The sequence below is a fragment of the Lysinibacillus louembei genome (assembly GCF_033880585.1).
Taxonomy (GTDB): Bacteria; Bacillota; Bacilli; order Bacillales_A; family Planococcaceae; genus Metasolibacillus; species Metasolibacillus louembei.
This window is the reverse complement of sequence record NZ_CP137624.1, coordinates 1,366,115-1,382,383: the sequence shown is the minus strand read 5'-3', so window position 1 is coordinate 1,382,383 and position 16,269 is coordinate 1,366,115. Positions and strand designations below refer to the sequence as shown.

The 16,269-nt window shown below is 36.5% G+C and carries 13 protein-coding genes; 6 read left to right on the top strand and 7 right to left on the bottom strand.

The features are described from left to right. Positions 1-87: 87 nt before the first annotated feature. Positions 88-720: a hypothetical protein gene (locus R6U77_RS06870; protein ID WP_319837916.1), complete on the bottom strand. Its 633-nt coding sequence runs from the start codon at positions 718-720 to the stop codon at positions 88-90. Positions 721-853: 133 nt separating this feature from the next. Here R6U77_RS06870 and R6U77_RS06865 point away from each other — a divergent pair, with 133 nt between their 5' ends. The 5 genes from R6U77_RS06865 to R6U77_RS06845 all read left to right on the top strand — a co-directional run bounded on the left by R6U77_RS06865 (position 854) and on the right by R6U77_RS06845 (position 9,251). Next, the gene (locus R6U77_RS06865; RefSeq protein ID WP_319837915.1) at positions 854-2,647 is read left to right on the top strand and encodes an alpha/beta fold hydrolase; all 1,794 of its coding nucleotides are present in this window, start codon (positions 854-856) and stop codon (positions 2,645-2,647) included. A 160-nt stretch (positions 2,648-2,807) separates the two neighbouring features. Further along, complete coding sequence (locus R6U77_RS06860; protein ID WP_319837914.1) at positions 2,808-3,284, top strand: helix-turn-helix domain-containing protein; 477 nt, start codon at positions 2,808-2,810, stop codon at positions 3,282-3,284. Between the two features lie 286 nt (positions 3,285-3,570). After that, positions 3,571-5,229: a methyl-accepting chemotaxis protein gene (locus R6U77_RS06855; RefSeq protein WP_319837913.1), complete on the top strand. Its 1,659-nt coding sequence runs from the start codon at positions 3,571-3,573 to the stop codon at positions 5,227-5,229. A 720-nt stretch (positions 5,230-5,949) separates the two neighbouring features. Further along, positions 5,950-8,385 carry a hypothetical protein gene (locus tag R6U77_RS06850; RefSeq protein WP_319837912.1) on the top strand — a complete coding sequence of 812 codons (2,436 nt, stop codon included), beginning with the start codon at positions 5,950-5,952 and terminating at the stop codon, positions 8,383-8,385. Beyond that, positions 8,385-9,251 carry an ABC transporter ATP-binding protein gene (locus R6U77_RS06845; protein ID WP_319837911.1) on the top strand — a complete coding sequence of 289 codons (867 nt, stop codon included), beginning with the start codon at positions 8,385-8,387 and terminating at the stop codon, positions 9,249-9,251. The genes R6U77_RS06850 and R6U77_RS06845 overlap by 1 nt, the downstream gene beginning before the upstream one ends. Positions 9,252-9,281: 30 nt before the next feature. On the opposite strand, the gene R6U77_RS06840 is transcribed toward R6U77_RS06845, so the two are convergent. The 3 genes from R6U77_RS06840 to R6U77_RS06830 all read right to left on the bottom strand — a co-directional run bounded on the left by R6U77_RS06840 (position 9,282) and on the right by R6U77_RS06830 (position 11,973). Further along, positions 9,282-9,866 carry a LysE family transporter gene (locus R6U77_RS06840; protein WP_406601097.1) on the bottom strand — a complete coding sequence of 195 codons (585 nt, stop codon included), beginning with the start codon at positions 9,864-9,866 and terminating at the stop codon, positions 9,282-9,284. A gap of 128 nt (positions 9,867-9,994) precedes the next feature. Next, positions 9,995-11,296: a class I adenylate-forming enzyme family protein gene (locus R6U77_RS06835; protein WP_319837909.1), complete on the bottom strand. Its 1,302-nt coding sequence runs from the start codon at positions 11,294-11,296 to the stop codon at positions 9,995-9,997. Continuing rightward, positions 11,263-11,973: an SDR family NAD(P)-dependent oxidoreductase gene (locus tag R6U77_RS06830; protein ID WP_293921781.1), complete on the bottom strand. Its 711-nt coding sequence runs from the start codon at positions 11,971-11,973 to the stop codon at positions 11,263-11,265. Before R6U77_RS06830 ends, R6U77_RS06835 begins: the two co-directional genes overlap by 34 nt. A 131-nt stretch (positions 11,974-12,104) precedes the next feature. Between R6U77_RS06830 and R6U77_RS06825 the strand changes: the two genes are divergently transcribed. Then, entirely contained in the window at positions 12,105-13,082 is a 978-nt protein-coding gene (locus R6U77_RS06825) for a dimethylarginine dimethylaminohydrolase family protein (RefSeq protein WP_319837908.1), read from the top strand. 93 nt (positions 13,083-13,175) lie between these two features. Here the strand turns inward: R6U77_RS06825 and R6U77_RS06820 are convergent, their stop codons facing one another. The 3 genes from R6U77_RS06820 to R6U77_RS06810 all read right to left on the bottom strand — a co-directional run bounded on the left by R6U77_RS06820 (position 13,176) and on the right by R6U77_RS06810 (position 16,167). After that, entirely contained in the window at positions 13,176-13,514 is a 339-nt protein-coding gene (locus R6U77_RS06820) for a DUF3139 domain-containing protein (protein ID WP_319837907.1), read from the bottom strand. Positions 13,515-13,640: 126 nt separating this feature from the next. Then, positions 13,641-14,342: a YczE/YyaS/YitT family protein gene (locus R6U77_RS06815; protein ID WP_319837906.1), complete on the bottom strand. Its 702-nt coding sequence runs from the start codon at positions 14,340-14,342 to the stop codon at positions 13,641-13,643. A 97-nt stretch (positions 14,343-14,439) separates the two neighbouring features. Beyond that, complete coding sequence (locus R6U77_RS06810) at positions 14,440-16,167, bottom strand: amidohydrolase family protein (RefSeq protein WP_319837905.1); 1,728 nt, start codon at positions 16,165-16,167, stop codon at positions 14,440-14,442. Positions 16,168-16,269: the final 102 nt, after the last annotated feature.

Below are 16,269 nucleotides of genomic sequence, written 5' to 3'. Positions count from 1 at the left end.
AAAAATCGCTGAATTAAGCTAACAAGATTACTGTAAGTATAACCTCACCCTTGACTTTCATACATTATAGAAACAATGAGCAGGCACTTACTTTTTCTTTATACTGAGCTCTTCCCTTTTCCATGAATGTGTAAACTTATCATAAAGATTTGTTGCAGCGACATATGTGTAAGTAGATTTCTTTGTTTGCTTATATTTTCTATGCTTGTGGACATCTCTTTCAAATAAGGTATTCGGCTTTTCTTTATATTCATCTGTTTTCTCATACTCATGCTTAGCATCTGCTAAATGATTTGCTCTCGTTATCGCATCATCGCCTTTTGCCTGCTTTTGTATCTGATTTGCTGCACTTAGTGCCACCATTTGAACATCAGATTTAGAAGGTGCCATCCTCATGCTTTGTTCAACGACTTCGCGCTCCTGCGAAACACGTTCCACATGTTCAACCATCGCTGGTGCATGTCGTCGAATATATTCCATCTCTTCTTTAGTTAATTTTTTACCTGAGTGGAATTTCGTTAAAATACTTTTTGCCTTTGGATTATCTTGCCCTGTATTTGTTTTACTTTCCTGTATTTTCGAGATTTCTTGCTGCACTATTTCCTTCGTCAGCTCATTTGGCGTTTTAGAGCTTTTTTTTGCTTCATCTGCTCCTGTATTATTCGTCGTTACAATGCTGGTTGGAAAGCTTAAATTTAAATTATTTTGCGTAATTCTCACGCTAATCATCCCTTCAGCAAATTTTTCTTTCCATTAATATCGACTTTATTCTTTAATCATCAATAGCTTTTACTTCCAACATATGAAAAAACCATTTATCATAAAAATAGAAACATTGAGAGGAGTATGAGTTATGAAGAAAAAATATTTTGCTGCGGTGCTTGCGGCAGCAGCTATTGCCCCTGCTATTGTTACACCAACAACGATGCATGCAGAGAAAGCCATTTTTAACGACATTAACTCTGCAAGTCCTTATGTAAGCGCTATCCAATTATTGTATGAGAAAGGCGCAATTACAGGATTTTCCGACAACACGTTTCGACCCCAAGATACTATTACACGCCAGCATGTACTCGTAATATTAGAACGTTTAATCAAATTCCCTACTATTCGAGAAGGAACAACTTTTACTGATGTTACAGAACAGCATTCCTATTATGAAACAATTCAAAATGCTTATAAAGCCGGCTTAATCGATGGACAGCCTGATGGTAGCTTTAACCCAAACGCGCCTGTTACGCGTGCCCAAATAGCCAAAATTTTAGCACAGGCATTCCATTTACAAGCAACAGCTACAACCTCTTTTTCAGATGTACCAGAGTCACATTGGAGCTATCCATATGTCCAAGCATTGAGCAGTCACCACATTACAACAGCTACAGAGCGATTTTCTTTAAATGAGCCACTAACACGCGGTCAATTTGCTTTGTTTTTAGAAAGGTTGCTATTACAAAGTGAATTGGAGGAAGATACATTGCCAACCGGTCAATGGGCTGGAAAAATTGATATTCCACAAAGCCCTTTATCTGTCATTTTACAAATTGAGGAGAATGGCGAAGCCTATTTCTCTGTACCAGCGCAGGGTTTAACAAATTACCCTATTCGTGCTATCACAGCAAATAATAACCAATTACAAATCACTATTGATCTTACTGGAACTGTGATGACAATTGAAGGGAAAATTGAGGAAGATCGTATTACAGCAAGCTTTTCACAAAATGGTATGACATTCCCTCTTATTTTGACACCATATGAGCCACCTGTTGTCACATATGAGGAATTAGTTGTACCTGTTGAAAATGGGCAATTAAAAGTAGCATTAGAAATGCCTAAAGATGTAACTACAAAAGTGCCTGTTGCTATTATTATTGCTGGCTCTGGTCCAACAACGAAGGATGGTAATTCTATAGCTGGCGAAAACAATAGCTTAAAAATGCTGGCGGAAGGCTTAGCACAGCAAGGCATTGCATCGATTCGCTTTGATAAGCGAGGTGTTGGTGACAATACTGGACTATTAAAAGATGAGGGTGATTTACGCTTTACAAGCTATTCTCAAGATGTTGAACAAATTATAAAGCTTGTTGAGCAAGATCCACGCTTCTCAAGCGTTCACTTAATTGGACATAGTGAAGGCTCATTAGTTGGCATTGTTGCTGCTCAAACAACAAAGGCTTCCTCCATTATTTCTATCGCAGGAGCGGGTCGCCCAATCGATGAAATTTTATTAGAGCAGCTAAGTGCACAATTGCCAAAGCCATTACTCGAAAAAAGCGCAGCGATTCTTACACAACTGAAAAAAGGTGAGATAGTAGCAGACGTACCAGAGGATTTATATGCATTATTCCGCCCATCTGTACAACCATATTTAATATCATGGTTAAGTTATGACCCAGCTAAAAAAATTGCAGAGCTGGATGTACCTGTATTGATTATTCAAGGAAGCAATGATTTGCAAATAACAAAAACAGATGCCGAACGTTTACACACAGCAAAGCCTGATGCAGACATTCTCTATTTTGACACAATGAATCATGTATTAAAGGATGCTCCTGCAGATCGTGAAGGAAACTTAGCAACTTATGCCAATCCTACTTTACCATTAACAGAGGGACTTGTAGAAAAGATTTCCACATTCATTTTGAAGTAACACCATTTATCTACAATTTCCGAGGAAATATTTTTTCATTTAAAAGAGCGACTGAAAAAACCTTTCAGTTGCTTTTTTTATATCGTTGCGTGCGCAATGCTGACAATTGCTATATTTTAAGGGGAGAGCAGCTTATGCTGAAAGCACAAGGAGGTACAATATGAAGCTAGGAGAAAAAATTCGCTCCAAACGGATAGAGCTACAACTAACACAGCAGCAATTAGCTGACAAAGTCTTTGTTACAAGACAAACAATTTTTAAATGGGAGTTGGATAAAAGCATTCCAGATCCCCTCACCTTAACATTATTGGAAAATGCTTTGAATTCAAAGCTACATGCTGTTGACGTCTCACAAACGAAAGGAGTACAAAATATGAGGTTGCTACAAAATATTTTAGGTGTATTGCTTTTTGGTATTTTGTTTTTACCATTTAGAATGGGTGGTGTATTTATCAAAAAGGGATGGTCAAATCCACTTGTTAGATTTATTGTCATTCCAATATTGATAGTAGGCTACCTTCTCTACATTAATTCCCTTAACATGAAAGCATTTTATTTAATTGTTGGATTCTCCATCGCACTTTATTTAACAACAAGTGTTTATTTTTACTCTAACAATGCATATAAGGAAAGCTAATTAAAAGCTGGTTGGGAAACTGAAAATCCCAATCAGCTTTTTAAATTTACAATACTTCAACAAAAGTTTAATATGCACTTACTACTAATATGCTATCTTTTAGACATAATATTCGCTTTTTCTACATTCCTTATATTGACTTTATCATTTCATTACATGATACTAATTTTAAGTTTAGTAAATTAATCATACTTTTCTGTATTTTCGATACAAAATAGAAGCCTTTCTCACCGAAAGATATACTTTAGCATTCGAGGCTTTATTTTGATAGAAGGAGGCCATCAATATGAAAAGCATTAAACATCGATTACTTTTTTTCATACTAGGACTACTACTACTTGCCTCAACACTTAATGCAGGCTTAGCAGTCTGGATTGTGAATACAAAGAGCCAGGAAGTTCTCATTGAAAAAGCACAAGAGCAAGTTTTAGAAATGGCGCAACAAGCTGAGATGATTTTAAATTCTGAAACAGATGCAATCTCTGCACTGCAAGCCTTTGTAGATGCAAAGGCGCAACAGGACAATGTTGCATATGCAATTATTATCGACAAAAATGTGCAAGCAGTTGCACATAGCGATGTAGAAAAATTAGGAAAAATATATGATGATGACTACACAATTGACGGAGCGACAAAAGGTGTTAAACAATTTTCTCGATTTTATGCAGACGTCCAAGGTATGTGGACATACGACATTATGGAGCCTATTTATCACAATGGCGAGCTTTACGGTGTAATCGACATTGGTGTTCCTGAAAGTGGTATTAAATCAATTATTGACTCTGTTTTAACTTTCCAAATAATTATTGGTATTGCAAGCTTTTTAATTATCGGTGGACTTATGTGGTGGAGCATTAGCCGCATCGTTCGAGCACTGAAAGGTCTTGAAGGCACTCTACAGCAAACAGCTAATTTAAACTTTAACGAAAGCGATGAATTAGAGCATCTTTCAAAGCATAAAGACGAAATTGGACAAATGGCAAAAGGGATTTCAACAATGCGCTCTGCACTACGTGATGTAACAACGAATATTCACAGCACAAGTAATGAGCTAGTTGAATCTTCCACAACACTTTTACAAATCGCTGATGACACAGCACAAACGACGGATGAAATTAGCTTAGCAATTAACGACATTGCTCATTCAACAGAAGAGCAAGCACATGATACAGAAAAAGGCGTTGAGCAATTAGACCATCTTTCAGGCAATATTGACCGCGTCATTGAGCATACCGAAAAAATTGCCGCAATGACAGCGCAAATTGATGATCTAAGCAACCAAGGTGTTGGGACGGTGCAACAGCTTTCAATGTGGTCAGAAAAGAACCGCAACTCATCACAGCAGGTTAGCGCAATCGTTCAAGAGGTGGATAAAACATCCTCAGATATTTCGAGTATCGTTAATACAATTACCGAAATCGCTTCACAAACAAATTTACTTGCACTGAACGCTTCTATCGAATCCGCTCGAGTTGGAGAGGCTGGTAAAGGCTTCGCCGTTGTTGCTGACGAAATTCGAAAGCTTTCTGAGCAAACATCTAATGCAACAGAGGATATTAAAAATAAAATTACAGCGATTCAAGCCATTTCAAAAAGCGCTGTGACAGAAATAGAATCGAGCATTGAAATTGTTGAGCAAAATGCACAAGCAGCAACAAATACTAGCGATATTTTCAATACGATTAAAGAAGCGTTAGATCAAACAATTGAAGTTGCTCGTGAGGTTCAGCAGCTTTCATCAGAAATGAATCAAAGCAAGGAGCAAATTATTAGTGCTATTCATAATATATCTGCTTCCGCAGTTGAAACATCTGCTGGTGCCGAGCAAGTTTCTGCCTCTGCTCAGGAGCAATTAAAGAGCATTGGTATCGTGTCAGAAAAAGCTCGTGATTTAAATATAATTGCTGAGCAACTAAGAAAAGAAGTAGATAAATTTGCCTTGTAAAGTAGTAACTTGAATAAAGCCCGAACAATTTTGCAGAACACTTCATACAGTGTTTTGCGATTGTTCGGGTTTTATCATTTTAGCCTATTCATACTTCAAATTATAATTTTCCAGTAATAACCAATAATGGATATGGGTTTTTTATACTATTTTACATCAACAGCCCATTTCACATTTGACATAAAAGGTTTTATATGGAAAAATAAAATTGTGAGAATTTTGGCCATTATTCATCACTGCACTACAAGCTTTATACAGCTTATAAAATTATCAATGTATGGAGGGAAATGATGAAAAAACTTAATATGTTAGTTTTAATTACAGCCTTCACATTAAGCATACCAGCAACTTTTCAAGCGTTCAAGCCTCTAATAATTTAGAGCCAGTAATAACGCCGGCAGCGGATACAATTTTCGTCTCAAGAACAGTAACAACATACACAACAGCTATGTGGGTAACTGAAAATAGAAACGGCAAAACATATTCAGGCTATATTTATTACAACGGCAAAATAGATATATATGGACGATATATTCTTGAGGGTCATATCTCGGCAGGTCCTTATGCAGATCCCTATGTTGTTGAATTAGATTAATTTACAAATTATGCAATTTCAATATCCTCTTTAAGTATCATATTATTGTGAAGCTCACAATATAGCTTAAAGAGGATATTTTGTAAATAACAACGATAAATTATTGAAAATCTAGAGGTGGATACATGAAAAATGTGGTTCATTTTATAATAAAGGAAATCGCTAAAAGCAAATATACTTTATTACTACCACTCGCAATCATTTTACTGATTGTATCTTTGTCTATCATTAATCACCATCAATCAGGAGCGACTCAGCATGAGCTAGAAGAAACCTTTAAAAATCGAAAAGCTACAGTGAATTTCTTAATTGGCAGAGCACTTAGTAAAGAAAGAGCTGTCGGACTAACAGAAGAGCAGCGTCAATCGCTAGATAGCCTCCTAGTGCAAGAACAGTACTTACAGGAGATTTCAAACAAACTAAAAGTAAATGATTTAGAAATTGCTTCAACACATTTAGCATATATCAATGAATATGAGAAATATATGCAACTTGTTTCTATCCCTTACAATAGTAAAAGTTTATTGGAAATTGAACAACGTAAGGTTGAACAGTTAATTGAACATGACTTATCCTATACAGAGCAAGCAACACCATACAATACTGCATTATTTACAAAACAGCTATTCCAGCTATTATTTAGTCCTGCGACAGCTTTGCTATTTTTGCTCATTTTTTGCTATAAATATTTATTTGATAGAGAAAATCGGCTATTTGACTTTTTTAAAATAAATTCTTTGTCTCCTATAGCAACATATTATGGTTATTTAATTTCTTTTTTACTAAGCATCCTTATGTACATAGCACTAGCAAGCCTATTATCATTATTGCCACCACTTATCATGGGGCATCTAAATACCGTTCATTATCCAATTGAAGTAGCAGTTGGGTCTACCATAATTATGGTGCCTGTATGGAAGTGGTTCGTTTTTCTTCCGATTAGCTGGGGTATTTTCGTTGCGTTATTATTAATTTTAGCAATTTGTTTACTAAAACAACGTATTTCTTTAGGCATGACTTTAGCATTAATAACTATACCGTTTATGGTTGGCTATATCATTTCACTACATTATGGCTTTTATATGGCTAACCCTATACATTTGTTTATCTCATATGAAACACATTTATTAGCTACAGATTGCTCTATTATTTATTTAGTATGGATGTTCATCTTACTAATTTTATGCTTTATTATTTCTTATCCAATCATCAAGTCACAATGGATTACATTTAGAGTAGCTGATTTTCATATTAGCAAAAAACAATATCACCCTCAAAACAAATGGAAGCTTTTACAATTTGAGCATTTGAAAAAGAAACGTAAAGGGCATGTCCTACTAACACTTGTCCTGCTATTTGGTATTATGGGCGGTACTGTTGCTGTAGTGAATCAGCAATTCCAAGCAATACCTATAAAAGCATTGAAAACAATTGAAGATTTCCAAAGCTTTATAATCGAAATTCGTACAAATTGGAAAGCTTCAGAAGAGGATTTTGAGATAGATAACCCTGAGGAAAATCCTTATACCGCTATGGTAGAAAGTTTGAACGAGAGCTATTCTATGCTAGAAAACTTAAAAAGCAAAATTGGTTCACCTAACTTTTATGAAAAATTCCGAGAAGCATTGAGATCATTAGACCCTCCAACATATAAAGAAATAGACGGCGCCCTATGGACTGTATCTGTAATGGCATCTGAAGAACAGCAAAATATTTTAGATGAAAAAAAAATAACTGCATGGCCACTTGGACATCAATGGATTTCAAACTTTGATAAACATAGCGACACATTTGATGATAAACGTTCTACCGCCTTACAGCTTATGCAAGAAAGAAACACGAAATATGGAAATAATAGTTTGTTTACCGTTTATAAATATTTAAATTGGAACATCATGCTATCCGTATTAGTCATTTTCGTGCTACTGTTATGGACATCAATGTCTGATGAGCGACAACCAAATCCATCCATTGACTTTTTGACTACAAAGCCAATTCGCATGACATCTATTTATATAACGAAATGGGTATATAATCTTCTCATTGCTTATAGTCTACTGCTGATTAGTAGTGTATTTGTATTCTTTATTAGCACAATCATTGGAGGTTTAGGTGAATCTGATTATCCAATTTTAGTTTATGCAGCAGCTAAGCTCCATGATGGTTATTTCTATTCAGTCATTGATGATGCTTATTTTTACTTTGAAAATTTATCTACACTGATTTTAAAAAGCAGCTTGTTGATTTTTACTCAAATATTCTTTTTAAACAGCTTGTTTAGCTTAATTGGTAAATGGATGAAAAATCATTACACTACAATTATTATGACAATCATTGTAGTAGCTGTAGGTTATTTTATTGCGGATCACTATATTGCAATGAATGGCATGTATATCAATCCATTCATTTATTTTGATACATGGAATGTTGTAGACGGTTGGAAGTCTATAGCAGCAAATGATACAAAAGTGAATTTCTTAAATGGTAGTGCAATTTTATTTATTAGCGGAAGCTTACTGTTCTGCATCGGACTTTTAAGTAAAAGGAAGGTGTCATCATAATGGTACTACGAGTCAAACAGCTTACGAAAAAATATAAAAATAAAACAGTTCTAAAAGATATCTCTTTTTCTGTTAATGCAGGAGAAATTATTGGCCTTGTAGGACCAAACGGAGCTGGAAAGTCTACCCTAATGCGCTCCATACTGGCATTAGAGGCTATTGAAAATGGCACAATTACTGTGAATGACATTGCTAACAATCAGCCCGACTTTTATAAATATATTTCTTTTTTACCAAGTGATAATTACTTATATATGTCCTTAACTGGCTATGATCACTTATCCTTTGTAGCTAATATTTATAACTTAGAAAAGACCGAAATCGAAGAGACGATTGATTTAATTGGTATTCGTTCCTATGTCAATCAGCCGATTAAATCCTATTCTTATGGAATGAGACAGCATTTACTCATTGCTTTAAGTATATTAACAAAGCCGATTATTATTTTAATGGATGAGCCCTTTAATGGATTAGATCCAACGAGCATAATCGAGCTGAAGCAGCTAATTCGCACTCTTCATTCACAAGGAATTAGCATTTTTATCTCAACACATAACTTAGATATTTTGGAGGATTTGACGCAGACAATTTGGTTTATTAAAGATGGTGAGCTATTCACAAATAGCCCTGTCGACACGATGAGCACATCTTATGAAATTGCATTTTTTTATCAGGGTAATATAGAGGAACTAATGAAAGATAGTTACCTTCCGTTTAAAATGAATGACAGCCTTTTAATGACAAATTCTGCACATAGTATAGAAAAATATCTTGAATGGCTAATAAAAAACGGCGTACAAATTCAATCAGTCAACCGCAGTAAGCGAAACTTAGAGGATGCATACAGACATTTTTACGATGTGTAAAATAAAAGGAGGGAATCTCCCTCCTTCTCCTCAAATATAATTACTGATATCCATATAAAAGCGGTATAAAAAATAACATGCGAAGCCAAATAATAATAGTCCTGCTACAATCGAGGTCCATTGAATCATTTTACGATTCATCACTCTACGCGTGACCGAAACAATCGATAGCAGCCCAATATCATGCACTAATATCCCTGTCAGAATCCCCAGAGCCGCTAGTAAAAAACTACTCGATTGCGCTGTATAGGAATCTGCTAATACGACTCCAAAAACAGACACCCAAAATACTAAATTACCAGGCGATAACGCAACAAGAAAACCGTTGCGATAAGTTGTCCATAGCGACTTATTGACCTTTTCTCCAGCCAACGTAATATCCTGATCCGCATTTTTAATTGAGTCATAGGCAAGTAAAAATAAAAAAACTGCACCAATAATCCATAAAGGCATTTGCACGTAAGGTAATGCCAACACCTGTGCAAACCCTAAATAAAGCGCAACGATTAATAGTAAATCAATCGTCATTCCACCTAAGCCAACTGCCCAACCATGAAAAAAGCCATTTTTTAAGCCCTGCTTCGTCATTTCAACCGTGATTGCACCAACAGGCATTGCAATTGCTAGTCCAACAAGTAAAAACTTCAAATACTGCTCCAAATGCTCAACTTCCTTACTCAAGTATATTACACTACGTTTCATCCGTTTCTATTAATTATACACACATACAAATATTTATACAATCAGCTATATAAAGCTTTACGATTTAATTTTCCTAGCTCGTTGTATGGTAGTTTGTCAACAAAGTAAATTTTTTTAGGACATTCATAATTCGCTAGGTTCTCTTTACAAAAGTTAATAATATTTTGTTCATCTATGTCTACTGCAATGACATATGCCACAACAAGCTCCCCAAATTGCGAATCTGCCTCCCCTATAATTGCTGCATCTATAATTTTCGGATGCCTGCGCATAATTTGCTCAACCTGCTGTGGAAAAACATTTTCTCCACCTGAAATAATCATGTCATGTAAGCGTCCTTTCATAAACAGCAAGCCATCTACTTCCTCTACTAAATCGCCTGTCCGTCTGCCATTGACAATTAATTCGCCTTGCTGATAGCTTAATTTTAACCCCTCAATCGGCTTGCCTATTGTAGCGTGCTGCAACGCTCTCTCCTTTGGTGTTGCTATACTAATTAAGCCAGCTTCCGATGTGCCATATAAATTATATAAAATCTCATCAAAGCCTTTACTATTGTGCAACGGTGCGCTTCCACTCGCTACACAGCGCAATGTTGGAGTCGGACGAAAACGGGCTAATAGTGTTGGCACAACTGTCAGTGCTTCAATTGGATATATCTCAAGCAATGCTGCATCAAAGCGCTTGCTTACTATAATGGTGTGTCCTGCTGCCATCGTTGCGGTTAAAAAAGCCAGACCATAGCCATGAAAAAATGGCGTTGCGACATACACATAGCGATATGTATGAAAATGCATGCGCTCCAGCAATGCACGAAATGGTGCTAACACATTTTGCACCGTGCTATGCACACCTTTAGGCTCACCAGTCGTACCGCTTGTTTGAACAATAATTTTGCCCTGCCTTCGTGGAAAATAGCATGCTGCCGCCCTTGTTGGTAAATCCTTCAACGTCTCTTCCGTAAATAAAAAATCAAAATGCCCCTTCACAGAGCGACCCGTATGTAACAATATAGCAGTTGCTCCAATTCGCTCTACTGCGAAAAGTGCACGTAATAAATTAACACTATTAGCACATTGAAAGCCTACACGCTGCCCTGCTCGAAGCCCCTTCTCATACAAAGCATAGCTCATATAAATAACTTCATCATAAAACTGTCCGTATGTTATCACTACATGATTTTCAATAAAAAGCGGTGTATGTGGCTGCTTTTTTGCATAAAAAGAGAGCAATGCATTTATTGATACCCCCTCTTTAACAACTGCTATTAATAGCTGTCTTAAAGGCATACGCAAATAAGCTTTAATTTTTAAGGTCTCACGTAACGTAGAAATAGTAGCCACCAAGGTTGATCCTCCCTCTTTTTCGTATATAGTAAACGAGCAATACGCTTTGCTGCAGCTTCACTAGACATCGCTGGCATACGCTCATATTGTTTTGTTGGTGCAATCATTGGTGTCCGAACGAGTGGCAAATAAATAGTGGAAACAGTGTGCTTCACTTCTGGTGCAACAGCGCGTAGCCATGTATCAAATGCCGCCTTTGATGCTTGATAAGCAGACCATTTTGCCATTGGACGAAACTTTGTATTAATCGTTGAAACATTAACAATTTGTCCTTGTGCTGCATCTAGCAATGGAATAAAATGGAGCATTAGCTCAACAGGAGCAAAATAGTTAATAGCCATTGTGCGCCTAAAATCATGCGGACGCTCTAATGCATCATAAATCGAACGGTGAATTGATATGCCTGCATTATTAATGAAAATATCTAATTGCTGGATTTCGCGACAGAGCTGCTGGCGATTTTGCTCTTCACGCAAATCCATTACATACATCTGTGCACCTGTCTGCATAGCCACATCACGTAAACGCTCTTCATTGCGACCGACAACTATTAGCTTCGCTCCATAACGAGCTAATAACAGGGCGGTATCTCGCCCAATGCCTGAGCTCGCTCCTGTAATTAATATCGTTTTCCCTTGTACTGCCTGCTGAAGTCGCTGCTCCTGTAAACGCATAAGCAATCCCCCCTTCTTCAACTTTAACATAATTTCTATTTAATGTATGATAGCGCAAATTTACTGTTGACTATATTGTTACTATATACTTTACGATAGCTAGCGAATATAACTTAAGGGGGAAGTAATACATGACTTCTATTTTTGTAAAAAGTGAATTTGCACCATTACAAAGAGTAGTGCTAGCACAATCGGAGTTTGCCTTTCCAGCAGTTAGTAATCGCATAGACGAGGAATTTTTAACAGAGGAAAGCATTGCATTATATAAAACTGTAGATGTCGAAGGAAAAAACTATAAAGAGGTTTTCCCTGACAGACAAAAGGCATGGGAGGAGGAACGAGCAAATTTAAAAAAGATTTTAGAAAAGCATGGTGTAGAGGTGCTTTTACCACGTATGCTAACAGATTATGAAAAGGAAATAGGCTATGAGGATGGCTACAGCAATTTCTTTATTCGTGACCCTTTCTTCACAGTCGGCAATATGCTCATTGAAGGCTCATTGCGTTTCCCGCATCGTCGAAATGAGGTGCTACCAGCACGCAATATATTAGTAGAAGAGGCTAATCAAAACAGCTGTCTGTACATCGCAATTCCAAAGCCTGATATTTCATTAGGCAGTGATTCCGAGCAAGGACCGTTTTTAGAGGGCGGTGACGTATTAGTATTAGATCAAACGATTTATGTTGGTAATTCTGGTCTTGCTTCAAATAGTAACGGTGTCCAATGGTTAAGTAATTTAACGAGCAATTTTGGTTATCAAGTCATTGAAGTGCCTTTGCACCATACGATTTTGCATCTCGATTGTGCATTAAGCATTGTACGTGAGGGCTTAATCATCATTTGCGAGGAAGCCTTTTTAAACGGTATTCCAGAGCAGTTTAAAAATTGGGATCAAATTCATGTGACACTTGAGCAAGCATCTCGCCTTGCGACAAATGGTTTACCAATTAATGACCATGTCTATATAACTGACTATGAATTTGATTTTATTGGTGCTGAGCTTGAAAAGCGTGGCATAAAGGTGGAATACATCGATTTTCAAATTTCAAGAAGCTTCGGTGGCTCGTTCCGTTGCAGCACACAGCCACTGTTGCGTAATGAAAAATAATTAATCTCTTTGATAGCATCAACTATTCGAAAAACTCAAATCAAAACGGATGGAATAAAATGCATTTTCCCATCCGTTTTTTCTTAATTTCACTTATTTAATTGGGGGATATTTCATCCCTTCATCAATTCCTCTATTACCATCAAAAACAAGCAAAACTATACGTTTAGAGCTAGCCTGATAAAAATAATTATACCGATAGTTAGGCGGCTCGTCTTTATACGTCACATCAAAATAATAACCACCGATTTTATAATCTTTTTTTATCTCTTTAGTAGCAATATTCTCTTTTTTTACCTCTTGCGCAATTAAATATTCATCAAATGCTTTCTCAGCTTCTTCCATGCTACCAGGAATATTGTAAATATAAATACAAACAATGATTACAGCAATAGTTAGCGATAAAATGCTAAAAAACCATATTTTCCGCATAATATCCCTCCTTTACTATAAATATATTTTACACTATTGGATATTTCTAATGTAATGAATAATATATGAATAAAAAGAGGTACTTTATATGCTAAAATCAGAAACAAATTTAAGACACCACATCTTTTAATTTTTAACAGCCTGTGTAACTAAGCCAGCTTTTCTTTCCATATTTTTTCTTGCGATATACGAATAGAGCTTAATATATTGTCCTACTAAAATCGCATTAATAATTGTACCTTCACGGATAAATGGCACTTCACCTAAGAAGCTTAAGCCTACTAATACAGATGTTAATAATAGTGTACAGTCGAATGCGGTTTTCACATTCCCCCACTTGAAATTCGTTCTCTTTACAACCTGATTTACGAATAAATCGACTGGAATCAATACTAAATTTACTTGAATCATTAAAAATAAACCGTATGCCAACGCAGCATCTGCAATGATTAATAATACAACCTTTGCAGCATATGCATCTAGCTGAATAAAGCCTGTTAAAAGTAAATTTAAATCTAAAAAAATACTTAATGCTAACGCTGGAATTAACCCTGCAAAATATTTAAACTTAAAATCTTTTGGTAAAACTAAATACGCTAAAAGCAGCATAATCAGCTCTAGTAAAAAAGAATACGTGCCTTGTGATAACTGCGGGAAAATAAGCGTCATCGTTCTTGTTAAACTGCTCTGTGGAGATATCCCAATACCCGCTCGAATCGCTAAACTAATTCCCAATGTTAAAATATAAATACCCGCGATATAAATAAACCAACGTTTTGTTAAAGAACTATCTTTTTGCAGCTGTGTAATATCAAAATTACCCTTCATATTCCCATCCCTCTTTCGAATATAATTTAAAATTGCAATGATAGATTTACATTTGATAACGCTTACAATCAATAGGCATTAATTGTCGAGAAAAACCCTACTTCATGAAGCGGAAGCGATGTAATGAAATAAATAAGCTTAATAGCTTGTTAACAACTGGCTCACCTTCATTATGATTACCAAGCTGCTCCAATGCCTGATCAATGCTGCTAGCGCTTGCTGTTAATTCATCCACTGTCATATTTGCCATGACTCCATAAATTTCAAGTGGCATAACGCTCTTCTTCTCTTGATTCTCTGTTACGATACATGCACCAGAATACTTATCCACTTCCTTTAAACAATAGCACATTTCCTCGCTATCTTGTCCTACCGCTACAAAGTATGGATATGGTGCTGGCCAGAATGTTGCAACTGCTCCACTTTCAACATATACCCCTTTAAACAAGCCTGTGACAATATGGCGCTTACCATCTGCATAGCGTTGCACAACGGCTAAACGACTGAGCTTTTCTCCTTCGTACTGCTGTACAACTTTGCCATCCTTTAATGGTAGCCATATTTCCTGATAAAACTTGGCATGCCCTCGACCATAAACATCAAATAAATATACTTTCGCTTTGCTGCCATCCTCCGATACTTCCAGCAGCTCAAGGTCTAACTGCTCAGGTGTTAAATCACCTAAACCTTCTACTGCCTCTGTGCACATTTCAGAATAATCGATTTCTACATGCTTCAGCATTTGTTTGTTTTGTGCGATGAGCTCACCATCTTTAAAAACATAGAGCGGATTAATATTTGATAAGCTGTCTGTTAAAACAATATCTGCAAAGCGCCCTGGTGTTAGCGAGCCAATTTGATCATCCATATTAAAGGATTTTGCTGTATTATATGAGGCCATTTTAATAGCTTTAATCGGATTGATACCCATCTCTGCACAAAGCGAAATAATCCAATCCATATGCCCCATCTTTAATAATCGCTCTACTGAAATATTGTCAGTACACAGCATAAAGTTTTCCGTTGGGAATTTGCGGTCTACGATAGAACGCAGCAATGTTTTAATAACCTCATTGCTACCAACACCGAATTTAATATGTGTTGGGAAGCCATAGCGAATGCTTTTTTCAATATCATCTCCGTTCCAAACATCATGATTGTTGGATACCCCAATCGCTGGTAAATAGTTTAATGTCATATCTGATAATGCGGTTAATCCCCAATGTCCATTCATAAAGCCGCCTTTTTCTCGCACCCATGCAGCTTTATGGAAATCGTCCTCATCACCTTTGCTATAGGTAAAATGCTCAAACTCCCCTAGCCCAATAACAGGCTCCATTTCTAATACTTCCTTTGTTACTGCCGCCGCCACCTTTTTCCCTGGTGCAAAGGCATATAAGCGATATGGAAGCTTATCATAATCACGGAATAAATTTTGGGCTGCTCGCACCCCATCATCTCCAGCAGCACTTAATAAATCTAAGCATTCCGCAAAAATGGTTGTTGTCCCACAAGGAACCATCGCCTCAGCTAACGCCGTCGGATGTGCTAGCTGTGACTCGAAATGGATATGTGCATCAATTAAGCCTGGAATCGCATATAAGCCTTGTCCATCAAATACCTCTTTCACTTTAATACTTGCTTCATCAGGGTTCAATGCAACAATTCGCTTATCATATACTAATAAGGAGCCATGATAAACGGTTTCCCCATGTACATCTAAAATATTCACATTTTTCAATAGTAAATCTGCTTCTCTTTGTCCATGCAACACATCAAAAATAGCACGAACTTTCTCTAATTGAGTTACCTGTGTTTCTGTCATACATATTTCCCCTTTGTGCTTTATTTTTATAATAAGTAGAGTAGAACTCCATACTTAACAAAGTTATAGGTTAAACGTTTAACTTTATTGCAAAGCTATTTA